Annotated in this window: 21 protein-coding genes; 9 read left to right on the forward strand and 12 right to left on the reverse strand. The window is 71.9% G+C overall.

Features of this window, described 5'->3' with window-relative positions:
- Positions 1–3: 3 nt before the first annotated feature.
- Together ACIPKM_RS13960 and ACIPKM_RS13965 are read right to left on the reverse strand one after the other, a co-directional pair.
- Complete coding sequence (locus ACIPKM_RS13960) at positions 4–1,488, reverse strand: cell wall metabolism sensor histidine kinase WalK (RefSeq protein WP_092383996.1); 1,485 nt, start codon at positions 1,486–1,488, stop codon at positions 4–6.
- The gene (locus ACIPKM_RS13965) at positions 1,485–2,162 is read right to left on the reverse strand and encodes a response regulator transcription factor (protein WP_070416542.1); all 678 of its coding nucleotides are present in this window, start codon (positions 2,160–2,162) and stop codon (positions 1,485–1,487) included. The genes ACIPKM_RS13960 and ACIPKM_RS13965 overlap by 4 nt, the downstream gene beginning before the upstream one ends.
- A gap of 216 nt (positions 2,163–2,378) precedes the next feature.
- Here ACIPKM_RS13965 and ACIPKM_RS13970 point away from each other — a divergent pair, with 216 nt between their 5' ends.
- Positions 2,379–2,678: a hypothetical protein gene (locus ACIPKM_RS13970; RefSeq protein ID WP_139199160.1), complete on the forward strand. Its 300-nt coding sequence runs from the start codon at positions 2,379–2,381 to the stop codon at positions 2,676–2,678.
- A gap of 97 nt (positions 2,679–2,775) precedes the next feature.
- Here ACIPKM_RS13970 and ACIPKM_RS13975 read toward each other — a convergent pair whose 3' ends face one another.
- Positions 2,776–3,870 carry an aromatic acid exporter family protein gene (locus tag ACIPKM_RS13975; RefSeq protein WP_402736947.1) on the reverse strand — a complete coding sequence of 365 codons (1,095 nt, stop codon included), beginning with the start codon at positions 3,868–3,870 and terminating at the stop codon, positions 2,776–2,778.
- 80 nt (positions 3,871–3,950) lie between these two features.
- Here ACIPKM_RS13975 and ACIPKM_RS13980 point away from each other — a divergent pair, with 80 nt between their 5' ends.
- Positions 3,951–5,195 carry an aminoglycoside phosphotransferase family protein gene (locus tag ACIPKM_RS13980; protein ID WP_071295406.1) on the forward strand — a complete coding sequence of 415 codons (1,245 nt, stop codon included), beginning with the start codon at positions 3,951–3,953 and terminating at the stop codon, positions 5,193–5,195.
- 465 nt (positions 5,196–5,660) lie between these two features.
- Complete coding sequence (locus tag ACIPKM_RS13985) at positions 5,661–7,790, forward strand: DEAD/DEAH box helicase (RefSeq protein WP_070416539.1); 2,130 nt, start codon at positions 5,661–5,663, stop codon at positions 7,788–7,790.
- A gap of 129 nt (positions 7,791–7,919) precedes the next feature.
- Here ACIPKM_RS13985 and ACIPKM_RS13990 read toward each other — a convergent pair whose 3' ends face one another.
- A complete protein-coding gene (locus ACIPKM_RS13990) occupies positions 7,920–8,192 on the reverse strand; it encodes a mycoredoxin (protein WP_070416538.1) in 273 nt (90 codons plus the stop codon).
- A gap of 60 nt (positions 8,193–8,252) precedes the next feature.
- On the opposite strand from ACIPKM_RS13990, the gene ACIPKM_RS13995 reads away from it, so the two are divergent.
- Positions 8,253–9,782, forward strand: coding sequence for a CYTH domain-containing protein (locus ACIPKM_RS13995; protein WP_071295407.1), 1,530 nt, complete (start codon positions 8,253–8,255; stop codon positions 9,780–9,782).
- Positions 9,783–9,873: 91 nt separating this feature from the next.
- Here the strand turns inward: ACIPKM_RS13995 and ACIPKM_RS14000 are convergent, their stop codons facing one another.
- Positions 9,874–12,018: a S9 family peptidase gene (locus ACIPKM_RS14000; RefSeq protein ID WP_402736948.1), complete on the reverse strand. Its 2,145-nt coding sequence runs from the start codon at positions 12,016–12,018 to the stop codon at positions 9,874–9,876.
- Complete coding sequence (locus ACIPKM_RS14005) at positions 12,015–13,223, reverse strand: Fic family protein (RefSeq protein ID WP_402736949.1); 1,209 nt, start codon at positions 13,221–13,223, stop codon at positions 12,015–12,017. The genes ACIPKM_RS14000 and ACIPKM_RS14005 overlap by 4 nt, the downstream gene beginning before the upstream one ends.
- 126 nt (positions 13,224–13,349) lie before the next feature.
- On the opposite strand from ACIPKM_RS14005, the gene ACIPKM_RS14010 reads away from it, so the two are divergent.
- Complete coding sequence (locus ACIPKM_RS14010) at positions 13,350–14,549, forward strand: amidohydrolase (protein ID WP_402736950.1); 1,200 nt, start codon at positions 13,350–13,352, stop codon at positions 14,547–14,549.
- A 72-nt stretch (positions 14,550–14,621) separates the two neighbouring features.
- Here the strand turns inward: ACIPKM_RS14010 and ACIPKM_RS14015 are convergent, their stop codons facing one another.
- The gene (locus ACIPKM_RS14015; RefSeq protein WP_402736951.1) at positions 14,622–15,512 is read right to left on the reverse strand and encodes an aminodeoxychorismate lyase; all 891 of its coding nucleotides are present in this window, start codon (positions 15,510–15,512) and stop codon (positions 14,622–14,624) included.
- Between the two features lie 34 nt (positions 15,513–15,546).
- Entirely contained in the window at positions 15,547–15,897 is a 351-nt protein-coding gene (locus tag ACIPKM_RS14020) for a tryptophan synthase subunit alpha (protein ID WP_070416534.1), read from the reverse strand.
- A gap of 64 nt (positions 15,898–15,961) precedes the next feature.
- On the opposite strand from ACIPKM_RS14020, the gene ACIPKM_RS14025 reads away from it, so the two are divergent.
- Entirely contained in the window at positions 15,962–16,486 is a 525-nt protein-coding gene (locus ACIPKM_RS14025) for an 8-oxo-dGTP diphosphatase (RefSeq protein WP_175475779.1), read from the forward strand.
- A gap of 25 nt (positions 16,487–16,511) precedes the next feature.
- Here ACIPKM_RS14025 and ACIPKM_RS14030 read toward each other — a convergent pair whose 3' ends face one another.
- The 3 genes from ACIPKM_RS14030 to ACIPKM_RS14040 form a co-directional block, all read right to left on the reverse strand.
- Entirely contained in the window at positions 16,512–16,802 is a 291-nt protein-coding gene (locus tag ACIPKM_RS14030; protein ID WP_071295411.1) for a hypothetical protein, read from the reverse strand.
- Between the two features lie 238 nt (positions 16,803–17,040).
- On the reverse strand, positions 17,041–18,657 hold the full coding sequence (locus ACIPKM_RS14035; RefSeq protein WP_402736952.1) for an ABC transporter permease: 1,617 nt from the start codon (positions 18,655–18,657) through the stop codon (positions 17,041–17,043).
- Between the two features lie 61 nt (positions 18,658–18,718).
- Positions 18,719–20,407: a sodium:proton antiporter gene (locus ACIPKM_RS14040; RefSeq protein ID WP_071295413.1), complete on the reverse strand. Its 1,689-nt coding sequence runs from the start codon at positions 20,405–20,407 to the stop codon at positions 18,719–18,721.
- A gap of 116 nt (positions 20,408–20,523) precedes the next feature.
- Between ACIPKM_RS14040 and ACIPKM_RS14045 the strand changes: the two genes are divergently transcribed.
- From ACIPKM_RS14045 to ACIPKM_RS14055, 3 genes are all read left to right on the forward strand, one after another.
- A complete protein-coding gene (locus ACIPKM_RS14045; protein WP_083294992.1) occupies positions 20,524–21,780 on the forward strand; it encodes an inorganic phosphate transporter in 1,257 nt (418 codons plus the stop codon).
- Positions 21,780–22,076, forward strand: a complete 297-nt coding sequence (locus tag ACIPKM_RS14050) for a hypothetical protein (RefSeq protein WP_309779063.1) — start codon at positions 21,780–21,782, stop codon at positions 22,074–22,076. The genes ACIPKM_RS14045 and ACIPKM_RS14050 overlap by 1 nt, the downstream gene beginning before the upstream one ends.
- A gap of 198 nt (positions 22,077–22,274) precedes the next feature.
- Positions 22,275–23,747 (forward strand): aspartate ammonia-lyase, encoded by a 1,473-nt coding sequence (locus ACIPKM_RS14055; RefSeq protein ID WP_070419138.1) that lies wholly within the window; start codon positions 22,275–22,277, stop codon positions 23,745–23,747.
- 146 nt (positions 23,748–23,893) lie between these two features.
- On the opposite strand, the gene ACIPKM_RS14060 is transcribed toward ACIPKM_RS14055, so the two are convergent.
- A complete protein-coding gene (locus tag ACIPKM_RS14060) occupies positions 23,894–24,985 on the reverse strand; it encodes a YihY/virulence factor BrkB family protein (protein ID WP_070416528.1) in 1,092 nt (363 codons plus the stop codon).
- Between the last annotated feature and the right edge of the window lie 27 nt (positions 24,986–25,012).

Consider the following 25,012-nt stretch of genomic DNA (forward strand, 5'->3'; position numbering starts at 1 on the left):
CGGCTACCGCACCTCGGGGATGCGGATCGTGACCTCGAGCCCGCCGGACCGCACGTTCCGGAGCGACGCCGTCCCGCCCGCACGCTCCGCCACGGCCCGCACGATCGCGAGCCCGAGTCCGGAACCACCCGGCAGGGGGATCGTGCCGGTCGCGGGGTCGGGGTTCGGGCGGGACTTCCGGGCCTCGTCGGGACGGGTGAACCGGTCGAAGGCGACGGGGATGAACGACTCCGGCACGCCGGGGCCGTCGTCCGTGATCTGCAGGATCCCCTCGCCGCCGGCACTGCGCCACGAGACGAAGACGCCGCCGCCGCGGGGGAGTGCCGACACCGCGTTGCCGGCGATGTTCGTGACGAGCTGCGCCATGCCACCGGTGTCGAGCCGGTACCGCGGTTCCACGGTGCCGCCGCCGATGCCCGGGCCGGAACCCCCGACGGCGACCGGGGACTCCAGGTCGAAGTCGACGGTGATGTCCTTGGCGGACGCGATGAGCCGGACGCGGTCGACGGCACTCATGACCTCGTCGCCGAGGTCCGACCAGCCCGTGGGCTGCTGCTCGGCACCGTCCTGTTCGCGGCGCTCGGACTCCTCGATGCGGGACAGCGCGAGCAGGTCGTTCGCCAGGCGGGACAGCCGCGCGACGCTGAGCTTCGCGCGCTCGATGTGGGCGGCGAGGGCGGCCGCGTCGTCCCCGTCGAGGGACGCCAGGTCGAGCTGGGTCGTCAGGATCGCGAGGGGTGTGCGGAGTTCGTGGCTCGCGTCCGAGACCATCTGGCGCTCGCGTTCGGTGGCCTGGCGTGTGCGGGCGAGGAAGGCGTTGAGGGTCGTCGCCAGCGAGGCGAGTTCGTCCTGGGCCGGCCCGACCGGCAGCTCGGCGCGTTCGGGGGCGACGGAGAGGCGCTCGGCCTCGCGGCGCATCCGGTTCACCGGGCGCAGGGCGGCGGTCGCGAGCACCCACGAGGCGACGCCGAACGCGACCAGGATCGCGAGCCCGGTGAGCGACAGCGTCGAGGTCAGGTCGTCGACGACGATGGCCTCGGCCTGCGAGTTGCGGGCCGCCACGACCGTCCACCGACCCGCCTGGTTGACGGGGTGCTCGACGACGACGCGGTACTCCGAGCCGGCGACCCGGATGAGGGACGTCCCGGCCTTCGTCTCGGTGAGGCTGCCGAGCGCGCGCTCGACGCGGGGCGGCATGGTCGACAGGGCGATGTCGCCGGACGGCGAGACCACGGCAACGAGCTGCGCGTTGCCCGGCGGGGACAGGTCGGGATCGCTGTCGACCTCGAGCGTGGCCACGTACGGGTCGGCGTCCGCGTCGAGCAGGGTGCGCGTGGCACTCGCGACGACGCTGACGACCTGGAACCGCATGACGAGCACGAGCAGCACGATGACCACCGCCGCGATCGCCGTGGACCCGATGGTGATCCGAGCGCGGAGCGACAGGTTCCGCAGCGGACGGATCAGGCCACGCCCGGAACCGGTCACGCCCCGAGCAGATCGAGCCGGTAGCCGCGGCCGCGCACGGTGGAGATCGCGACCGTCGCCTCGTGCGAGGTCAGCTTCTTGCGGAGGTACGAGATGTACTGCTCGACGACGTTCGGGTCGACGTGCTGCGAGCCGTCCCAGACCTCTTCGAGGATCTTCGGGCGGTCGACCACGGTGCCCACCGACCGTGCGAGCAGCCGGAGGAGCGCGAACTCGGTGGGGCTCACGGCGACCCGCTGGCCCTTGATCAGGATGCGACGGGCCTCGGAGTCGATCGCGACGTCGCCCACCTCGATGGTGCGCGGGGCGCCGGCGGACTCGCGACGGCCGAGGGCGCGGAGGCGAGCGGTGAGCTCGGCGAAGGCGAACGGCTTCGTGAGGTAGTCGTCGGCGCCGGCGTCGAGGCCGAACACGCGGTCGTCCACGGCGTCCCGCGCGGTCACGAGGAGGATCCGGACCGGGTCCTCGCGCTCGCGGATGCGTCGGGCGAGCTCGAAGCCGGACATGCCGGGCATCATGACGTCCACCACGGCCAGGTCGAACGCCTGGTCGCCGAGCGCGATCAGCGCCTCGACCCCGTTCTCGACCGCGGTGACGCGGTACCCCTCTGCCGCGAGCCCACGTTCCATGAGCGCGCGCATCTCGTCATCGTCCTCGACCACCAACAGGCGCATAGCGACCTCCTCGACCCCATCGTGGCATCGAACCTGTACATGCGGGAGATCCCACGGCTGAACTCGCTGAATCTCGTCACAGTCACGGCGGCCGGACAGGTAGAACGGTCTGTCCCCCGTTCGTGGGACGTGAGGACTGCTTGCTTCGTTGCTATGCTCGCGCACCGGAAGCGGCGTACCCGACGTCACATCCGCAGTGGGGGCACCATGAACGACATGCCGGAACACCCGGCCCTCGTCCGTCTGCGTGCCGAGCTCGACGCCGCTTGGAAGGGCATCGGCGTGCTCGGCGACATGGAGGACGACAGCCGCGACCGTGTGGTCGCCGAGCTCCGGGCGGCGGTCCCGGACATCGCGAGCGTCGCCGCTCGTGCCGCGGGGGCCGATGCCGTCGTGGCCGAGATCAGCCGGTTCGCGAGCGTCGAGGTCGTCTCGAGCGACTCGACCGTGCCGACGGCGACGATCTGGGACGACATCGTGCACTCGGCGGCCGAGGCAGCGTCGGCCGCACGCTGACGCGCGACGCGCGTCGCGTGCCGGTGAGCAAGGCGGTGCCCGCCGCACGCTGACGCGCCACGAGCGCGCACGCGCACGCGCCCGCCCACGTTCCGCGTCAGTCGTCCTCGCCGAGCAGCTCCTCGCGCACGCGCCGGATGTCCTCGAGCAGCGCCCCGATCAGGATCCAGTGCCGCGAGTTCGGGCGGATCACCTCGAGCGGCGCCGTGAGTGCCGGCTCCGTGACGTCCTCGTCGTGCTGCGGCGACGTCGGCACCGACCACCGGGGCCGAGGGGACGCGGCGGTCGACACGGGCACCTCCTTCGCGGCGACCCGGGCACTGAGCGCTCGGACGTCGGCCGCGATCCGGGCGACCTCGGTGGCGATGCTCCCGACGACGGGGTCGGCCCGGAGGTCGGGTGCCGTGTTGTCCTGGATCGCCCGGGTCATGCCGGTGACCCGGGTGACGAGCACACGCAGGTGTTCGGCCACGACGATGTCCTCGTCGAGGACGGTCCGGTGCCGGCCGCCGCGCGGGTTCATCGTGAGGGACTCCCGGGCCGCGGTGAGCGACGCCTCGGCGCGGGCGTGCTGCTGCCGGAGCGCCCGGGCCTGCAGGAGCGCCTCGTGCCAGCGGTCCTGGTCCCACCCCTCGGTGAGCCCGATCGCGACCCGCTCGAACGCGGCGGCGGTGTCCCGGGCGAGCCGCGCGACCGCGAGGTGCGCCGGACCGAGCAGCACCGGCGGCACGATGAGCGCGTTCACGATGAGGGCGACGATCGCTCCGAGGACGGTCTCGAGGATCCGGTCGGCCGAGTAGTTCGGCGTGACGACGCCCGCGGTCAGCACGAGCATGCCGCTGATGCCGACCTGCGTCGCCGAGGTCGGGGTGAGCCGCAGTGCCCACGCGATGAGGATCGCGAGCACGATGACCAGCAGGACGACCCACACGGTGTCGCCGAGCAGCAGGTGGAACCCGGTGGCGAGCACGACGCCGAGGACGACCCCGGCGCTGCGCTCGAGTCCCTTCACGAACGACTGGTTGATGCTCGGCTGCACCACGAGCAGTGCGGCGATCGCGGCGAAGGTCGGGAACGGGCCGTCGATGAGCAACCGGCACAGCAGCACGGCGGCGACCACCGCGACCGCGGTCTTGACGACCTGCAGGAACGGCGTGCGACTGGAGCTGCGGAGACGCGCGACCGGGTTCACGACGACCACGGTAGCCACGGTGCGCGCGCCGAGCCGTGCACGAACGCGACGAATCCCGCCCCGTCCGGTTGACTGGTCTCGTGTGGCCCAACCATGAGCGCGTCATCCCGCAGGCCTTCGCCGGCTCCGGGACCTCCGTGGTGGCCGCACGCGCGCACTCGGTCGAACCCTCGGGCAACGGCTACCTGTACGGCTACGAGGTCGACACCGTGGACCGCAACGGCCAGCGCGCCACGGTCCTGACCTACGTCGACACCGGCGGGACCCACGACCAGAACAGCGCGATCGTCACCGACCCCGCGACGGGTGAGCCGGTCTCGGTGTGGGCGTACCCGAACGACCCCGGGCTGCCGGTGCTGCCCCAGGTGACGTACCGCGACGCCGTCGCCGAGCTCCTCACGACGCTCGGCATGCCGGTCACCGACCCGACCCTCACGGTCGCGGCGTACCGACCGGGCAAGCGTGCCGTGGTGCGGGTCGACGCCGCCGAGGGGACCCTCTTCCTCAAGGTCGTGCGTCCGCACCGGGTGGCCCCGATCGAGAAGTCGCACGAGCAGTTCGTCGCCGCCGGACTGCCGGTGCCGCGGGTGCTCTCGAGCCGTGGGGACGGTCTGCTCGTCCTCGAACGCATCCGCGGGGTCCCCGCCGGCAGCCGCATCCTCGAGATCGCGGACGACCCGCGCTTCGTGGCCTCCCTCGCCGCGCTCACCGGGCGGATCGCGACGGTCCCGATGACGCAGCAGGCCCGCGCCGACGCGATGGACCACGCCGACTGGCACCGCCGCACCCTCGTCGCCGCGCTGCCGCAGGACGCCGAGGAGATCGACGCGCTCTACGACGCCATCGGTCGACGCTCGATCGGCTGGGCGACCGCGACGAAGCAGGTCGTGCACGGCGACCTGCACCTCGAGCAGGTCTTCGTCGACGAGGACGAGCCGTGGCGCATCTCCGGCCTGCTCGACATCGACACGGCGGGCTGGGGCTACCCGGTCCGCGACATCGGTGCCGTGGTGGCGCACCTCGTCGTCACGGGGCTGTGGCACCGGTCGCGCGGCGACGCGGAGCGCGGGGCGGCCGCCGAACGCCTCGCCGACGCCGTCGCGCGGGACTGGATCGCGCGCAACCCCGACCAGTCGGACCGGATCGGCCCGGCGATCGGCGCGCAACTGCTCGCGCACGCCGGCGGCCAGGCCACGACCGGTTCCGCGAACGGCATCCACACGGCGGAGCAGCTGCTGGCGGCGACGCAGGCGGCCCTCGCGGAGGCGACGCCGATCGTCCCGTCCGACGGCCTCCTCCGTCCGCGCTCCGCACCACAGGCCTGACGCGACCACCTGCGCGACGCCGGTCGCGGGACGGGTCCGCACCGCGCCTCCTGGACCCGACAGCAGGCGGATCCAGGAGGCGCGACTCGCGCGGGCGTCGTCGAGTCGCCTCCGTCGGTGGTCGGGGAGTAAACTGAGCGCGCACGCACCGCGTTCCCGCGTGCCGCGTCGATTCCGGACGCAGCAGTCGGTCACTTGACCGACGTGGGAACCGGGTCCGTGATCGCTCCGAGGGGGCATCACGTGCGTGTGACGGCGCCGGATCCCGGCGCGGACCGTCGCATCCGGCCCCACCCGGTGGCCGCGATGGGAACGGTCCGCGGGACTCCACGTCCCCCGGACGGGGACCGGCGAAGCGGTGGGCCACGGTGGCCCCCGGAACACCGGAGCCGTGCCAGGCGCCGGTTCAGGACTTCCGCCCCGCGGGGCGGCTCGCCCGCACGAACGGGCGGAACAGGAGGAGCGTTGGCTCGATCAGGCACCCGGCGAGCAGCCGGCGGGACGCGGACCGCGTCGCGTCGCACCAGGCCGCTCGACAACGACGGCGTCATCCCCGTGCTCGCCCGCGCCGTGCGCGAGGTCGAGGCGGCGGCGCAGCGTGGACCGCTCAAGGCGTCGAACCGTTCGAAGTTCCAGGCGGTCGCCCTGCTCATGCGCGAGGAACGCGCACGGGTCAAGGCGGACACCGAACTCACCGACTCGCAGCGCGCCGAGCAGCTCAAGCGGCTCGACGGCGTCGCGACGATCCTCGCGAAGACCGCGGCGCGGGACACCAGCGTGATCCAGCTCCTCACGGAAGAGGCGTCGGTCAGCGAGACGACCCGCACCGTGAAGCGCGACATGATGATCGCGGGCGGCATGGAACTGCAGCCCGAGGAACTCGTCATCGCGGCGGAGCCCTCGCCGACGGTGGAGAGTCCGGTGCGTGCGGTCGTGCCGCAGGCGGTCGTGCAGCGACAGCTCGCGAACCCGTTCCTGCCGCCGGACTTCGCGCTCGCCGACCAGCCCGTCGCGCACCCGCGTCGCCTGGCGAACTGGGAGCTGTTCGGCCCGCTCTTCAAGTCGTTCGAGTACGGCGCGGGCGGGGGAGCGGCGACGATGCCGCTGCCGGAGCCCACGACGCTGCACTCGCGGTCGGGCACCACGCTCATGAAGCACCAGGCGGAGCTCATCGCCGCCGCGGCGCAGGGCCACCGCACGTTCCTGCTCGCCGACGAGCCCGGCCTCGGCAAGACCGCGCAGTCGCTCCTCGCCGCCGAGGCCGCGAACGCCTTCCCGCTGCTGGTCGTCGTGCCGAACGTCGTCAAGACGAACTGGAAGCGCGAGGCCGCCCGCTGGGTCCCGAACCGCACCGCCACGGTCATCCACGGCGACGGGGACGACCTCGACGGGTTCGCCGACATCGTCATCGTGAACTACGAGATCCTCGACCGGCACGCCGGCTGGCTCGGGAACTTCGGGTTCAAGGGCATGGTCGTCGACGAGGCGCACTTCATCAAGAACAAGGACTCGCAGCGCTCGAAGTTCGTGCTGCAGCTCGCCGAGGCGATCCGGTCGCGCACCGCGTCGCCGCTGCTGATGGCCCTCACCGGCACGCCGCTGATCAACTCGGTCGAGGACTTCCGCACCATCTGGGAGTACCTCGGCTGGATCGACGACAAGAAGCCGCGCGCCAAGCTCATGAACGAGCTCGAGGAGATCGGCCTGACGCCGGCCGACCCCGGGTTCTTCGTCGAGGCCCGCAAGGCCGTCATCGACCAGGGCATCGTCCGCCGCCGCAAGGTCGACGTCGCCGCGGACATCCCGGCACGTCGGATCGCCGACATCCCCGTCGAACTCGACGACGAGGTCGGCCGCTCGATCCGCGACGCCGAGCGCGAGCTCACCGCGAAGCTCGTCAAGCGGTACCACCAGGCGCTCGACGCCCGCACCGGGCAGGACCCGGTCGTCGGCATCGACCACAAGCTCGTCCGCCAGGTCGCGCGCTGGGAGCTCGAGGACCAGGACGCCTCGCCGACCGGGGAGAACGTGTTCTCGATGGTGCGGCGCATCGGTCGGGCCAAGGCACAGCTCGCGGCGGACTACGCGGCGCAGCTCGCCTCGAACGTCGGCAAGGTCGTGTTCTTCGCGAAGCACCTCGACGTCATGGACCAGGCGGAAGAGGTGTTCGCACGTCGACACCTCCGCACCGCGACGGTCCGGGGCGACCAGACGCCGGCGCAGCGCACGGCCGAGATCGACTCGTTCGTGAACGACCCCGACGTCGCCGTGATCGTCTGCTCGCTCACCGCGGCGGGCGTCGGCCTGAACCTGCAGGTGTCGTCGAACGTCGTGCTCGCCGAGCTGTCGTGGACGAGCGCCGAGCAGACCCAGGCGATCGACCGCGTGCACCGCATCGGGCAGGAGGAGCCCGTCACGGCGTGGCGCATCATCGCCGCCCAGACGATCGACACCAAGATCGCCGAGCTCATCGACTCGAAGGCGTCCCTCGCCGCCCGCGCGCTCGACGGCTCGGACGAGGAGATCGTCGACTCCGGCGACATCCAGCTCGACGCGATGGCGGCGCTGCTGACCGAGGCGCTGGAGCGCGGCTAGGGCCGGCGCCGTCCGGCGCGTGCGGCGCGCCCGGCGCGTGGCGCGCATGTCTCTCGCACAACGGAAGTCCGTCCGAACCACGCGATCGCGCGGTTCGGACGGACTTCGGTTGTGCGGGGCTCCGCGGCGTCAGATGCGCGACTGGACCTCGGCGAGCGAGGGGTTCGTCGCCGTGCTGCCGTCGGGGAACACCAGCGTCGGCACGGTCTGGTTGCCGCCGTTGACCTCGGCGACGAGTTCGGCCGTGCCGGGCGTCTGCTCGATGTCGACCTCGCGGTAGGGGACCCCGGCCTTGGACATCTGGTTCTTCAGGCGCGCGCAGTAGCCGCACCAGCTGGTCGTGAACATCGTGACGGCGCCGGCCTCCGGCACGAACGCGTCGCGGGTGATCGTCTCGCTCATGTGCTCAGGCTAACCCCGCCGGTTCGGGGAACACGGGGAAGCCCTGGTAGACAGGACCGCGTGAGCGACACGCACCTCGAGATCGAGCGAACCTACGACCTGCCCGAGGGCGGTGCCCTGCCGGACCTCGTGGGAATCGGCGGCATCATCCGCACCGAGCACCAGGAACCGTTCGACCTCGACGCCACGTACTGGGACACCGAGCGGTACGACCTCGTGGCCGCCCGCGTGACGGTGCGCCGACGGACCGGTGGCCCCGACGCCGGCTGGCACATCAAGCGCGCCTCGTCCGACACCGTCCGGCACGAGCAGCACTTCCCACTCACCGACGACGCCGACACCGTCCCCGACGAGGTCCTCGCCGCACTCTTCACCGAGCGCCGTGGCCGGGGCCTCCACCCGGTGGTCCGGATCACGACGACCCGCACGGTGACGCGGCTGCTCGACGAGGACGGCGACCAGATCGCCGAGCTCGCCGACGACCAGGTCCGCGCGACGCGGCTCGACGACGACGCCCCCGAGACCCCGCGCACCTGGCGAGAGGTCGAGGTCGAGATCGTCGGCGGCGTCGACCCGCAGGTCGCCCACGAGCTCTTCGCGTCGCTGGACGGGCGCTTCGCCGCCGTCGGCGCCGGCCCCGCCGCCGTCTCGTCCAAGCTGGCACGTGGGCTGGTAGGAGCACCGGCACCGCGCCTCCAGGCCGAGGACAAGCCGGACAAGGGAACGACCGCACGCGTGCTGGTGAAGCGGCTGCGGAAGCTCCGCGCCGCGCTCCTCGCCCAGGAGGCGCGGCTCCGCTCCGGCGACGCCACCGACCTCCGGCAGGCGGCCGAGACCGCCCTCGAGATCGCCGCGATCCTCGGCGCGTACCGTCCGGCGTTCGCCGCCGGCGACGCCGTCGACCGCGCTGCCGCAGGGGCGGACGGACTCGCCGCCGTCACCGCGCGCGCTGCGTTGGCGGAGTACCTCATCGACCGGCTGCCGCGTGCGTCGACCCCGGCGCAGGACGAGCTCGTCGACGCGATGACGCGCGAGCGGATCCTGGCGGCCACCCGCGAACGTCGCGACCAGTCGGTCCGGGACGTCGTGGCGTTCCTGCACGGCGAGCCGTTCCTCGAGCTCCTCGACGCCCTCGACGACGCGGTCGAGCGCCCCGCACCGACCGCGTGGGCCCTCCGGTCGCCGAAGAAGGTCGCGCAGGACGTCGTCGCCCAGGTGAAGCCGGAGGTCCGCGAACTCGTGCGCGCCGCGGTCGCCGACGACACCTCGGACACCGCCGCTGCGCGTGAGGCCGCCGACCGCGCCACGACCGAGGCCGCCTGGCAGGCGACGATGCGCGCGCGCCTGACGATGGACGTGCTCGGCGACGACGCGTTCCCGCACGCACTGTGGAAGCGGATCGGGACGGCGGCCGACGTCCTCACCGAGCGGGTGCGCTCCCTGCACGCGCTCGACACGCTGCGCACGAACGCGGCGATCGCCGAGCGCGGCGGCGAGGGCACGTTCGGGTACGGGGTGCTCGCGGGCGACCGGGTGCGCCTCGCCGAGGAGTCCTACGACGAGGCGGTGCACGCGCTCAACCGCGTGTGAGCGCCGGGCGGCGCGCGCTCGCGCGCTCGCTTGGTGAGCAGAAATGGTCGGGTGCCGATGGGCAACCCGACCATTCCTGCTCACGAAGTCGTCACGCGGCGGTCGCCTCGTCCGCCAGCCCCAGGACGTCGAGGAGCCAGGCGAGCTCGAACGCCCGCTCCTTCCACGAGGCGTACCGGCCGCTGACCCCGCCGTGCCCCGCTGCCATCTCGGTCTTGAGCAGCACCGGAGCGCCGACCTCCCGCAGCTTCGCGGTCCACTTCGCGGGCTCGACGTACAGCACACGGGTGTCGTTGATGGACGTCACGGCGAGGATCTTCGGGTACTGCACGTCGTCGCGGACGTTCTCGTACGGCGAGTACTCGCTCATGTACCGGTAGACCTCGGGGTCGTGCAGCGGGTCGCCCCACTCGTCCCACTCGATGACCGTCAGCGGCAGGTCGGGGTCGAGGATGCTCGTCAACGCGTCGACGAAGGGCACCGCCGCGAGGATCCCGGCGAACCGTTCCGGGGCGAGGTTCGCCACGGCGCCCATCAGGAGCCCGCCCGCGCTGCCGCCCTCGGCGACGAGCCGGTCGGCGGTGGTGCGTCCGGTGTCGATCAGGTGCGTGGCGACCGCGACGAAATCGGAGAAGGTGTTCTTCTTCGTGAGGGTCTTGCCGTTCTCGTACCAGTGCCGACCCATCTCGCCGCCACCGCGCACGTGGGCGACGGCGAACACGACGCCGCGGTCGAGCATCGACAGGCGCATGACGCTGAACCCGGGGTCGATCGAGTGCTCGTACGAGCCGTACCCGTAGAGGTGCAGCGGTGCCGGACGGTCGGTGTCGACCGCGTCACGGCGCCACACGAGGGAGATCGGCACGCGGGTACCGTCGTCGGCGGTGGCCCAGTCGCGCTCCTGGACGTAGTCGGCCGGGTCGTAGCCGCCGAGCACGGGCTGGCGCTTCAGGACCGTGACCTCGCCGGTCGCGAGGTCGAGGTCGCTCACCTCGGACGGGGTGACGAACGACGTGAACCCGATCCGGAGCGTCGGCTGGTCCCACTCCGGGTTGCCACCGAGCCCGGCCGAGAACAGTGCCTCGTCGAAGGGGACCTCGTGCGCGTCGCCGTAGCCGTCGCCCTCGATCGGGATGATCGCGACACGGGGGAGCGCCTCGGACCGGTACTCGAGTGCGAGGTGTCCGGCGAAGGCGTCCACCGCCTCGATCCGACGCTCGGCGTGGTGGGCGACGACGACCCGCCGGTCGCGCTCCGACGTGGGGTCGTCCGCGGGGACGTCGACGAGCTCGAAGTTCTCGGCGCCGTCGTTGTGCAGGACGAGGAACCGGTCGCTGCCGCCCACGATCGCGTGCTCGATCTCGTACTCGACGCCCTCGCGCCGGGGCCACACGACCTGGAACTCGCCGGTGGGGTCGGCCGCGTCGAGGACGAGCGCCTCGGAGGTGATCTTCGACCCGAGCTCGATCACGATGTACTGCGACGACCGGGTGACCCCGACGCCGACCCAGTAGCGGTCGTCCGGCTCCTCGAACACGACGACGTCGTCGGCCGCCGGGCTGCCCACGGTGTGCCGCCAGATGCGGTCGGGCCGCCAGGAGTCGTCGACGGTCGGGTAGAACACGAAGCGCCCGGACGGGTCGAACGTCGCCCCGGAGCCGGTGTTCGGGATCTCGTCGCCGAGGTCGGTGCCGGTCGTGAGGTCCCGCACGTGCAGGGTGTACCGCTCGTCGCCCTCGACGTCGATGCCGTAGACGAGCCGTGTGCCGTCGTCGCTGATGTCGTAGGAACCCAGCGAGAAGAAGTCGTGGCCGTCCGCGAGCGCGTTGCCGTCGAGGACGACCTGCTCGCCGGGGAGCGTCGCTTCGCCCTCGGTCACCGCCGGCGGGGTCCAGTCGTCCGGGCCGCTGATCGGCGCACGGCAGTGCACGCCGTACTGGCTGCCCTCGGCCGTGCGCGTGAAGTACCACCAGTCGCCCATGCGGACGGGCACCGAGAGGTCGGTCTCCTGCACGCGGTTCTTCACCTCGGCGAAGATCCGGTCGCGCAGTCCGTCGAGGTGCGCCGTCGCTTGTTCGGTGTGGCGGTTCTCGGCTTCGAGGTAGGCCAGGGCGTCCGGCGACTCCTTGTCGCGCAGCCACTCGTAGTCGTCGACGAAGTCGATGCCGTGGTGGGTCCGCGTCACGGGCCGCTTGGCGGCGGTGGGCGGGGTGGCCTGGGCGTGCTCGGTGCTCACCACCCCACCCTATTCGCCCGGTGTGTGACGGCGTCGTGGACGCGGTCGGTGAAGGCCGTCACCTCGTCGGCGACGGCCACCGCGAGCCACGCTCGGCGACGGCGCCGCTCGGTCACCGGCCGCAGCACCCCGGCGCGGCAGAGGTCGTCGGTCACGGTGTCGATCGAGCGGGCGTCGTCGCCGAGCAGCTGCTCGAGGTGGTCCTCGGTGACGACGGGATCGTCGAGGAGGGTCCGGGCGACGGCGTCGTGCGCCCGGGTCGGCCACCACCGCGACCCGCGGGGGACGGCGGCCTCGTCGAGGAGCAGCGCCGTGACCGTGGCTTCGTCGCACACCGTGCCGATCGCGATCGCGACGTCACGGACCCACTCGTCGACGACACCACGACGGTACCGGTCGAGGTGCCAGAAGTACCGGTCCCGCTCGGCGACCAGGGCGGTCGCGACCGGCACCGTGACGATCCGAGCGAGGCCACGACGGCGGAGCACGGCGGCGACGAGCGCGCGGCCGATCCGCCCGTTGCCGTCGGTGAACGGGTGGATCGACTCGAACTGCGCGTGCGCGATGGCCGCCTGCGCGATCGGGTGCAGGTCGTCACGGTGGAGGAACGCGAACAGGTCGTCCATCAGCTCGGGCACGAGCGCGGCCGGCGGCGGGACGTGGCGCGCGAGCCGGGGCGTGGTGCCGCCGCCGATCCAGTTCTGCACGTCCCGCCAGCGTCCGGCGTCCCGGCCGTCGACCGGGTCGTCGCGCAGGAGCCGGTGGTGGGCCGCGAGCAGCGCCCGTTCCGTGATCGTCCCGGACGCCGTGGAGGACACGAGCGTCTCGATCGCCCCGCCGGCCCGGACCATCGCCGTCGCGCTGCGGTTCGCCCGGACGCCGACCACGGCACGCGCGAGGTCGTCGAGCGTGGCGTGCTCGTCCTCGATGCGGGAGGTCGCGACGGCCTCGGTCCGGTCGAGCACGCGACCGAGCACGGCGAGCCGGTCGCCGTGGTGCTCGTCGAGGTGCACGAGTGCGGCGGCGGCGCGGTCGAGCAGCGCTGCGGTGTCGGCGTCCGGGGACCAGGGGAGCCGGGCGATGCGCGGCGGGACCGACGCCACCACCGACGTCGTCTCGCGGTCCTGCCGCGGGCCGCGCACGCTGCTGCGCCAGGGGAGCGTGACGGTGGTGTGGGACGGCCAGGGGTGCTCGGTGCGGGGCATCGGTTCCTCCACGGTGGACGAGACAGGACGACGGCTCGACGCTAGAGCGGCGTCGGCCACCGCCGCGAGGAATCTGCATGTCGTGTGCACGGCCGAGGTGTCCGCCCCCGTCGGTACCGTGGTGGCATGAGCAACTCCTTCGTCGTGACGAACGCACACGTGGTCCCCGTCACCGCCCCCGAGTTCGACGGCGGCGCCGTCGTGGTCGAGGACGGTCGCATCACCGCGATCGGCCCGGACGTCTCGCCCCCGGCCGGGCTGCCGGTCGTCGACGCCGCTGGCGCGTGGCTCGTCCCGGGCTTCGTCGAGTCCCACGGGCACGTCGGCATCCACGAGGAGGCGAACGGCGAGGCGGGCAACGACACGAACGAGATGACCGGCCCGAACATGGCCGGGGTGCGCGCGATCGACGCGATCGACATCGACGACGAGGGCTTCCGCGACGCCCTCGCCGGCGGCATCACCTCGATCGTCGTCAAGCCCGGGTCCGGCAACCCGATCGGCGGGCAGACCGTCGCGATCAAGACCTGGGGCGGCCGCACGATCGACGAGCAGCTCATCTCCGACGCGGTGAGCATCAAGAGCGCGCTGGGCGAGAACCCGAAGCGCGTGTACGGCGGCAAGGGACAGACCCCGTCCACCCGTCTCGGCGTCGCGAAGATCATCCGCGACGCCTTCGTCGAGGCCCAGAACTACCGTGCCGCCCGTGACGCCGCCGCCGCGAAGGGCGACCCGTTCGCCCGCGACCTCACGAAGGAGGCGCTCGTCCGCGTCCTCGACGGCGAGCTCGCGTGGGACCAGCACACGCACCGCCACGACGACATCGCCACCGCGATCCGGCTGTCCGAGGAGTTCGGGTACCGCCTCGTCGTGAACCACGGCACCGAGGCGCACAAGATCGCGCACGTCCTCGCCGAGAAGGACATCCCCGTCATCTACGGCCCGCTCTTCACGAGCCGCTCGAAGGTCGAGCTCCGTGACCGCGGGATCCCGAACCTCGCGGCGATCGCGGCGGCCGGGGTCCGCGTGGCGATCACGACCGACGCCCCGGTCGTCCCGATCGGCATGCTCGTGGACCAGGCCACCGCGGCGGTGAAGGAGGGGCTGCCCCGCCAGACCGCGCTCGAGGCGCTCACGACGAACCCCGCCGACTTCCTCGGGTTCGGGGACCGCGTCGGCCGCCTCGCCGAGGGCTACGACGCCGACCTCGTCCTGTGGGACGGCGACCCGCTCGACGCGACCAGCCGCGCGACGCGCGTCTGGATCGAGGGCGAGTCCGTCTTCGAGTGGGCCGACGGCACGGGCGTCACCACGCCGCGCTGGTAGCGACCAGGTTCCGGACGGGAGGCACGGTGCGGGCCCGCACCGCGCCTCCCGTCCGCCGCCCGCAGGCGGGTCTCAGACCTCGCGCGCCAGCAGGAAGTCGTTGATCCGCGTCGTGAGTTCCGCGTCGATCGCCCGCTCGACACCGTTCACCGACCGGATCGGCGCCGCCTGGCGCACGCTCGAGACGAGCCAGGCCGCGTCCGCCGCGTGGAAGTCGTCCAGTGTGAGGAGCTCGTAGGCGGTCTCGATGCCCGCTTCCTCGGCGAAGCGGAACACGTCGGCCTGCGTCGTCCCGGCGAGGATCCCGATGTCGGTGCGCGGCGTCACGAGCCGCCCGCCGACGGAGAGGACGAGGTTCGCGCGCGTGCCCTCGAGCACGTAGCCGTCCGTCGACACGAACACGGCGTCGTCCGCTCCGCGTCGGCCGGCCTCGCGGAGCGCTGCCATGTTCACCGCGTAGGACAGCGTCTTCGCGCCCTGCAGCAGCCACGGGGACGTCCGCTCGACGTCGTGTCGGTAGCCGCGGTCGAGCGTGACGACGGAGATGCCCTCGGTGCGTGCAGCGGTCGAGTCGCCGGACGGTGCCGCGTAGACCCACCCCGTCGGGCGGTCCGTTCCCTCGACGCCGCGGGTGAGGACGGTCTTGACGAAGGCCTCGCGGACCGGGTCGAGCCGGGCGCACACCGCCTCGATCGCCCGGCGCCAGGCGTCGGTGTCGGGTGCGGGCAGGTCGAGCATCGCGGCCGAGCGGCCGAAGCGCGCCAGGTGTGCCTCGAGCGCCTGCGGGTGCCCGTCGATCACGGTGACGGTCTCGAAGACCCCGTCGCCGCGGATGATGCCGAGGTCCTGCACCTGGACGTGCTCCTCGAGGGGCTTCGCCCACGTGAACGCGTCCGCCGCGGGGTCGTGCGGCGCGCGGTCGCGGGAGGGCTGGTTCAGGACGGCGAGCACGGTTTCGGTCATGGGGCCATCCAACCGCAGCCCGGCCGGGAACGACCTAGCCGGCTTCGGGGAGCGCGCCCATGAGCTTCCACACCGCCGGCGTCAGCTCGGGGTGCTGCAGCGCGATGCGGCGGAGCCGGTGGTACTCCTCGCCGAGGCGGGTGCCCTGCCCGGAGGCGGGGTGCATCGACCACTGCGCGCTCCGCTGCCCGATCGCGGCGTCCAGCTCGACGGCGTCGGCGCGGAGGATGAGCACGACCTGCTCGTCCACGGTGGGGAGCGTCGGCATGAACTCCCACGGGTCTTCGCCCTGGCGGCTGCGGTGCTCGACGATCATCGAGATCTCCTCGGCCGCCTCGGCACGCAGCACTTCGAGGCTGCGCCCGGTCCTGCCCGGCTCAGCCATGGTGCCCCCGCAGCGTGCCCGCCATGGAAAAAGCCTACGCCAGAACTTCGGCCAGACTGGACGCGTGACCCCACGCGACCCGAGCAAGTCCCAGCACCCCGCCGTGGTCGTCGTCTACCTCGTGCGCGACGGCGAACAGGGCCCCGAGGTGCTCCTCGGGGAGAAGCGACGCGGCCTCGGGACCGGCCGGCTCGTCGGACCCGGCGGCAAGCGGGAACCGGGGGAGTCCGCCGTCGAGACGGCGGTGCGCGAGGTCGCGGAAGAGGTCGGCCTGCGGATCGACGCGGCGGACCTGGAGGCGCGGGGCACGTTGGACTACCGGTTCCCGTACCGCCCGTCCTGGTCCCAGGTCTCGGACGTCTTCGTCTGCCGCCGCTGGCAGGGCAGCCCGTCGGGCAGCGACGAACTCGAACCCCGCTGGATCCCGGTCGACGCCGTGCCGTTCGACGCGATGTGGGACGACGCGAAGTACTGGCTGCCGGGCGTGCTCGGCGGGGGATCGGTGCGGGCGCGGTTCACGTTCGCCGAGGACGATGCCACGGTCTCGGGCTACACCGGCACCGGGGTGGCAGCGCCGTCGGGACCCTGACCCGTCGCCGTCCCAGCGCGTCGTCCTACCGGGTGGGGGTCTGCGTGCGGGTGCTGCCGGTGCGGGCTTCCTCGGCCGCGGCGATGACCTCGGCGTCACCGCTCCGTCCGCCGAGCGGGCGCACGAAGAAGTCGATGATGCCGAACACGATCGCGCCGATCATCGCGAACATCGCCCAGCCGACGAACAGCCCGGCGACGTTGCGGCCGTCGGCGGGGGCGAGCAGCACACTCGCCGCGTAGAACCCGACCGTCAGCACGAGGAACACGACGACGACGGTGACGAGGACGCGGTGCCAGGCGATGCGCGGGTTCATGCCCCCAGGATACGCGCCGTGCGGACGCGGTCCGGGCGTCGGTCGTGTCGATGCGCGTGCACCGTGCGACATCACGCGAGTCGATCGACTGGCACAGCGTCGAAGTGTGCACGTGCATCGGATGCGTGTGCACCGTTCGACATCGTGCCCGTCGATCGACGCGTGCGATGTCGGAACATGCACACGCACGGGCACCGCACACGCATGGGCGACGCGCGCGCGGCGCGGCGCCCGGGGCTCAGCGGTCCGCGTGTCGACCGTGCGGACGCTCGCCGGCGCCGGCGCCGTCGGCGGCGCGACCCGTGGCGTCGGCACGACCCGGTGCCCTGGACCCGTCCGCCCGTGGGACGGGACGGGTGCGGGGGCCGGTCGCCGCGCCTCCTGGACGCTGCACCGGACCGGTGCGGTCCCCGCGGACGACGGGGATGCGACCCGTGGGCGTCGTCTCGGTCTCGAGGCCGTCGCGACCGCCCATGAAGACGTCGCCGCCGACGCGTTCGTCCTCCCAGTCGTCGTCGTGGAGGATGCTCAGCGTGCCGGTCTCGGTCGAGGTGAGCCCGTGGCGCTCGAGCTCGGCGTCGCGCTGCTTGCCGAGGAACTCGCGGTTCGCGGTCTGGGCGTCCTGGAACATCGTCGTGCGGCCGGTGACGATGGCACGGATGCGTCGGCGCTCCCACCACTGCTTGCCGAAGTACATGAGGACGAGTCCGGCGCCGGCGTAGCAGGCCATCGTGATGAGGCCGCGCGAGTACGACGGGCCGACGCCGTAGATCTGGTGCTTGATCATGTCGACCATGCTCGAGCCGACGACGACGTTGTTGAGCCACGCGAACGGCTCCGGCATGAACCACTTCGGGTAGGCGCCGCCGGACGACGGCATCGACAGGAAGACGAAGCAGATCATGGCCGGCGCGGCGATGAACCGGCCGACGAAGTAGCTCAGCCCGTTGACGGCGAGGCCGATCGCGACGATCCAGCCCCAGGCGATGAGGACGAGTTCGATCCAGTGTCCGTGGATGGCGCCGACCACGGGCCCGGCGAGGGTGTTCGTGATGAGCGAGATGACCAGGCCACCGACGACGATGACGGCCATGCGCGTGCGGTGCCGGAGCGGGCCGCCCATGATGCCGATGAACATCGCGACCATGTAGCCGCCGATGCACCAGGCGAGCATGACGTACATGGCGACGGTGCCGTACTCGTCCCAGGCGGGCAGCGGAGCCAGTTCGGTCACGGTGGGGGCGGCGACCCCGATGCCGGTCAGGACGGTGGTCAGCGTCACGGGGACGAGCGAGGCGACCTGGAACTGGTGCGCGGTGGCCTTGAAGACCTCGTTCGTCGAGGGGTCGTACGCCACGGCCATGGTGCCGGCGAGCACGTCGCGCTTCGCCTGCGCGAGGGAGTCGTAGGTGTGGAAGAGGTACTCGCCCGGCAGCGCCTTCTGCATCGCGGCCACCAGGGTCGGGTCGCTGCCGACGAGGGCCACGGGGACGTCGTGCGGGTGCGGGGCGTGGAACGCGAAGACGTAGCAGAGGCAGAAGCCGACGATGAAGAACAGCGGCATCCAGAGCTGCAGGCCGATCAACTGGAGCGACGGGTGCAGCGTCCCGAACCAGCGCCGGTAGCCGCTGATGCGCTGCGGCTCCGGGACGGGTGCCTGCCGGACGCGACCGGAACCACCGGAGCCGGTTCGGGTCGGCCGGGTGCCGGCGACCGGCGCACCGCGTCGGGGCTTCGAACCACCGCGGGTGGACGGACGTGTCGTGCGCTGCTTGGGAGCGGATGACTGCCGCGGCCCCCCGTCACGATCCGGGAGGTCGTTGTTCCTGGGGACGTCGTTCCGCGGCGTGCTCACTCGGCGATGCGCTCCTGTTCTGGGTCGGGCCGCCAGGATACGCCCGGGATCCTGGTCGCGGTCAGGACCGGCTGCGCGACGCCTGCGCCGAGTCCATCGCGAGTTCCTCGGCGTCGAGGGTCACGAGCACGCGGCGCATGACCTCTTCGTCGAGGTTGCCCTTCTCGCGTTCCTCGAGCACGATCTCGCGGCGACGGTCGAGCAGTTCCCGCCGGATGTCCTGGATCTGGGCACCCCGCAGGCGGACCGGGGCGTTGCGCTCCTCGTCCTCCTCTTCCTCGGCGTCGCGGCGGAACGTCTCCGCCTGGCGCTCGAGCCGGGCCTTGAGCCGGTTCACGACGGCATCGACGGCCTCGTCGCCGTACTGCTTCGACCAGTCCGGACGTCGCTTCTCGAGCAGCTCGATCGCGGCCTCGGTCGTGCGCTGGTTGAGGCGCATCTCGCTGCGGACGTCCTCCTCGCCCTCGGCCGGGTCCTGCACCTTGAGCGACCGGATCACGAACGGCAGGGTGAGTCCCTGGAGCAGGAGGGTCCCCACCGTCACGATGAACGCGATGATGAAGATGGTGTCCTGGGCCTTGATGTCGACCGGGTTCGCCACGACCGACACGGCGGCGGCGAGGGTCACCACGCCCCGCATGCCCGTCCACGAGATGACGGTGAGCTCGCGCCAGTTGAGCTTCGGTTCCGCCGAGCCGCGCATCCACCGCAGGGACGGATGGCCGCGGGAGAGCCGGATGCGCAGGGGTCGGAACCACCTGCCGTTGAAGCGGTTGCGCACGTACGACTCGAACACGAAGAGCGGCCGCACGAGGATCACCACCACGAGCACCACGGCCGCGGCGGTCAGGGTCTGCCCGAGGCTGCGCTCGCTCTCGACGAGGTCCTGCACGACGGTGTTGAGCTGGAGGCCGATGAGGGCGAAGACGAACCCCTCGAGGATGACGTCGATGCTCGTCCAGAGCGGGCGCTCCTGCAGCCGGGTCGCGTAGCCCTCCTTCGGCGAGTTGTAGCCGATGTAGAGGCCGGCGGTCACCACCGCGATCACCCCGGAGCCGGAGAGGTCCTCGGCGAGGATGTACGCGACGAACGGCAGCAGGATGCTCATGATCGTCTCGACCACAGGGTCGTTGATCCGCATCCGGATCCAGTGCACCGCGACGCCGAGGACGATGCCGACCGCCAGCCCGACGCCGATCGCGAGGCCGAAGATCCCGAGGTCCTGCCAGATCGTCAGCGAGGTGCCCGCCGCGATCAGGGTGAACACGCGCACGAGCGTCAGGGACGCGGCGTCGTTGATGAGGCTCTCGCCGGACAGCACCGTCATCACGCGGCGGGGGAGCCCGAGCTTCCGGCCGATCGCGGCGGCCGACACCGCGTCCGGCGGGGCGACGATCGCGCCGAGCAGGATCGCCGCGGGCCAGTCCATGTCGGGGATGATGATGTACGCCGCGAGGCCGACGGCCAGTGCCGTGATGATCACGAGGAAGATGCCGAGTCGACGGATCTGCTTGATCGACTGCCGGAAGCTCTGCCACGACACGTCGAGCGCCGCCGAGTAGAGCAGCGGCGGCAGGATGATCGTCAGGATGACCTCGGAGTCGATCTCGATCGGCGGGAGGCCGGGCAGGAACGACGCGGCCAGGGCGACGGCCGTCACGAGCAGTGGCGCCGGCAGTCCCTTCGCCCGAGCGAACCCCGTCACCGCGAGCGATCCGACCAACAGGATGAGGAGCTCGACGGTGTCCATGCCGTCCATTCTTCCATCGGAATGGTTCCGAATCTGAACGAGTCCGAAGGCGACATGAACAGCAGGTGTCCGACAGGGTTTGCCAGGCGGCGTCCAGCCTGGGACACTTGCCCGCGGTGGACATCACACTCATAGTCGTCCTGGTCATCGCGTTGGCCCTCTTCTTCGACTTCACAAACGGTTTTCACGACACCGCCAACGCGATGGCGACCCCGATCGCCACCGGTGCGATGAAGCCCAAGGTGGCCGTCACGGTCGCCGCGGTGCTCAACCTCGTCGGTGCGTTCCTCAGCACCGCGGTGGCGACGTCGATCTCGCACGGCCTCATCAACGAGGGGCCCGGAGGCGTGGCGATCAGCCCGGAGATGATCTTCGCCGGGCTCATCGGGGCGGTCGTCTGGAACATGATCACGTGGCTGCGCGGCCTGCCGTCGTCGTCCTCGCACGCACTGTTCGGCGGGCTCATCGGTGCCGCGATCGTCGGTGCGGGGTTCAACGCCGTCAACTACGCGGCCCTGCTGACGGTGGTGATCATCCCCGCGTTCCTCTCGCCGGTGATCGCCGCGCTGGTCTCGTTCCTGTCCACGCGGATCGCGTACCGGATCACCCGGCGCCCGGTCTTCCCGAACGAGCGCGGCGGCTTCCGCATCGGCCAGGTCTTCACGAGCTCGATGGTGTCGCTCGCGCACGGCACGAACGACGCGCAGAAGACGATGGGCGTCATCACGCTGACCCTCATCGCCTCGGGTGCGCAGTCGTCCGAGCAGGGCGTGCAGTTCTGGGTCGTCATCGCCTGCGCCCTGGCGATCGCCCTCGGCACGTACACCGGCGGGTGGCGCATCATCCGCACGCTCGGGTCCGGCATCACCGAGATCCGCGCGACGCAGGGGTTCGCGGCCGAGGCGTCGACCGCGGCGACGATCCTCGCCTCGAGCCACCTCGGCTTCGCGCTGTCCACCACGCAGGTGTCCTCCGGCTCGATCATCGGCGCCGGTCTGGGTCGCCGCGGGTCGAAGATCCAGTGGTCCACCGCCGGCAAGATCGTGATCGCCTGGTTCATCACCCTCCCGGCAGCCGCTGCCGTCGGCGCGGTCGCGTCCGGCATCGCCCGCCTCGGCGTCACGGGCCTCGTCATCGACGCGGTCGTCGGCGCCGCGGTGATCCTCGGGCTCTACCTGTGGTCGCTCCGCAAGCCGCACGAGCAGGCCGCCGCGATCGAGGTGGACGTCGCCGCCAACGCGGTGTTCACCCGCAAGGAGCTGCGTGACCTGCAGCGGAAGAAGCGCGCCGAGACCGTCGCCGCGCGTCGAGCCGAGCTGAGCCGCGAGCGCACCCTGCGCCGCATGGCCGGCCGCAAGGGAGGACGACGCTGATGGGGATCGACTGGTTCGCCTTCTTGACGGTCGCGATCGTGTCGCTCGTCGGCGCGTGCTTCGTGGTCACCGTGTACTCGATCGGCCTCCGCTTCTGGAGCGCCGCCGACACCCGCGCCGGCAAGTTCACCGTGAAGGACGACGGCACGATCGGCCCGGCGACGGTCGGGTTCCCGCACCCGTCGAACGTCACGACCGCCGTGCGCTGGTTCCGGACCCTGTCCGTCGCCTGCTTCGTCGTCTCCGGCGCGGCCGTCCTCTACGGCATCTACCTCATCGTCCCGCAGTTCCACTGACGCGTCCGGCGCCGACCGGCGTGCACGCCCTGGGCGCGACCCCCTGACGGCCTGGAGGCACGGTGCCGGCCCGCACCGCGCCTCCAGGCCGTCACCGCGCGCGTCCACGGCGCCACCTGCGACGTCCGCGCACGTCGCGACGCGCCCGCCCGGGCCGGGGCCCGGCCCCGACCGGCCGGACGGGCTACCCTCGTGGGCGTGACCGGCAACGAAGCAGCACAGACCCGTACCGAGACCGACTCCCTGGGGTCGCGTGACGTCCCAGCGGACGCGTACTGGGGCATCAACACCCTCCGCGCCCTCGAGAACTTCCCCATCACCTCGGTGCCGATCGCGGTCTACCCGGACCTCATCGAGGCCCTCGCGACCGTCAAGCAGGCGGCCGCCCGGGCGAACAAGGCGATCGGGGTGCTCGACGCCGAGCGTGCCGACGCCATCGACCGTGCCGCGCAGGAGGTCCGCGACGGTTCGCTCCGGGACCAGTTCGTCGTCGACATCGTGCAGGGCGGTGCCGGTACCTCGACGAACATGAACACGAACGAGGTGCTCGCGAACCGCGCCCTCGAGCTCCTCGGCCGCGAGAAGGGCGACTACGGGTACCTGCACCCGATCGACCACGTCAACCGCAGCCAGTCGACGAACGACACGTACCCGACGAGCATCAAGCTCGCGATGATCCTCGGCGTGCGGCGGCTCGTGTCGCAGCTCGAGGCGTTGTCCGACGCCTTCGCGGAGCGCGGGCACGCCTTCCAGGACGTGCTGAAGATCGGGCGCACCCAGCTGCAGGACGCGGTGCCGATGACCCTCGGGCAGGAGTTCACCGGCTTCTCGCACACCATCCAGGAGGACGTCCTCCTGCTCAAGACGGTCATGCCGCTGCTCGCCGAGACGAACCTCGGCGCGACGGCGATCGGCACGGGCATCACGGCCGACCCCCAGTACCGCGACGAGGTCCGCCGCCAGCTGCAGGTCGCGTCCGGGCTCGACATCGTGACGGCCCCGGACCTCATCGAGGCGACGAGCGACGCCGGCGCGTTCATGACCCTCTCCGGCACCGTGAAGCGGAGCGCGGCGAAGCTCTCGAAGATCTGCAACGACCTGCGGCTGCTGGCCTCGGGTCCGCAGGCCGGCCTGGGGGAGATCACGCTCCCGGCGCGGCAGGCAGGGTCCTCGATCATGCCGGGCAAGGTGAACCCGGTCATCCCCGAGGTCGTGAACCAGATCGCGTTCGCGGTCGTGGGGGCGGACACCACGGTCACGATGGCAGCCGAGGGCGGGCAGCTGCAGCTCAACGCGTTCGAGCCGATCATCGCCCACTCGATCCTGCAGTCGCTGCAGTGGATGGCGAGCGGGTGCGCGACGCTCCGGGTGAACTGCGTGGCCGGGATCGAGGCGAACGAGGCGAAGCTCGCGGCCCAGGTCGACACGAACGTCGGCGTCGTCACCGCGCTCACGCCGTACATCGGGTACGCGGCCGCGGCGTCGATCGCGCACACGGCGTTGACGACCTCGACGCCCATCTCGACGCTCGTGACCGCGGCGGGGCTCATGGAGGAGGACCAGGTCCAGCGCGTCCTGAGCCCGGCGCGGCTGTCGGGCATCGAGCTGGCCACGGGGGCGATCCCGGTCGTCACCGAGGAGATGCTCGACCGGGCGGCGCGCGAGCGCTGACGCGCGGCGCGGCGCCGCGCCGCGCCGCGCCTCCGCAGTGTGCGAGGTTCCGCGCACGGTGCGGGGCAATCGCGCTCCCACACCGGTCGGAACCTCGCACACTGCGATCGCGGGCTCGCACCGTGCGAGCAGCGTTCACCCGGCGCCTACGGCATCGGCGGCTCGCCGACCCGCACCTGCCGGGACAGGTCCCGCAGGTGTTCCGCCGCCTCGGCACGGGCGGGATCGGCGTCGTCCTCGGCCGCCCGCTGCGCCGCGATCGTCCGGACGTGGTGCGCGGCGGCGATGTCGGCGTCCCGCCACCGGGCGAGCGTGAAGTTCCGCGTGACGTCGCGCAGCGGCAGCCGGATGGACTCGTCGGCCTCGATCCCGGCGAGGAGCTGGCGCATCCGGATCACCTCGGAGTCGAGCTCACCGCCCACCACGAGGACGAAGTTCGAGATGTACAGGTACACGAGCAGCAGGATCGCGCCACCGAGCCACCCGTACGCCTTGTTGCCGCCGCCGATCGTCTCGACGTAGAGCGAGAACCCGAGCGTCGCCAGCGCCCACGTCACGATGGCGAACCCGGCACCGGCGGACACCCACCGCAGCTGCGGTGTCTTCACGTTCGGCGTCGCGTAGTACAGCACCGCGACCATCACGACGAGGTCGGCGGCGAGTATCGGCCACTTCACCACGTTCCAGAGGTCGTCGATCCACGGCGCCCACCCGAAGGACCGGATGACCGCGGCGGAGATCGTCGGGGTGCCGAGCAGGATCACGATCGCGATCGCACCGCCGGCCATCACGAGCAGCGTGACGAGGAGCATCATGCTGCGGAACTTCCAGATGCGACGCCCCTCCTCGACCTCGTAGGCGGTGTTCATCGCCCGGCCGAACGCCGTCGCGTACCCGGAGAGCGACCACAGCGTCAGCACGACGCCGATCGCGAAGCCGAGCCACGGGTTGTCCAGGGTGAGGAGCTGCCGGAGCGGACCCTCGAGGTGCGACGCCGTCTCGGGGCGGACGATGAACCCGAGGATCCCGATGATGTCCTCGAGGCTGTCGCCCTGCCGGTCCACGATCGACAGGGCCGACACCACGGTCAGCGTCGTCGGGAACACCGTGAGCAGCGCGAAGAACGTCAGCGACGCCGCCGCGTCGACGACGCGGTGCCGGATGACCGAGTGGTAGGTGCGCCGGACCACGGCGCGGACTCCCGTCCGCTGGAGGTCGCGCGATGCGCTGTCCGGCATGCGTTGTACGGTACCCGACACCTGCGG

Source organism: Curtobacterium sp. NPDC086286 (assembly GCF_044746255.1).
GTDB lineage: Bacteria > Actinomycetota > Actinomycetes > Actinomycetales > Microbacteriaceae > Curtobacterium.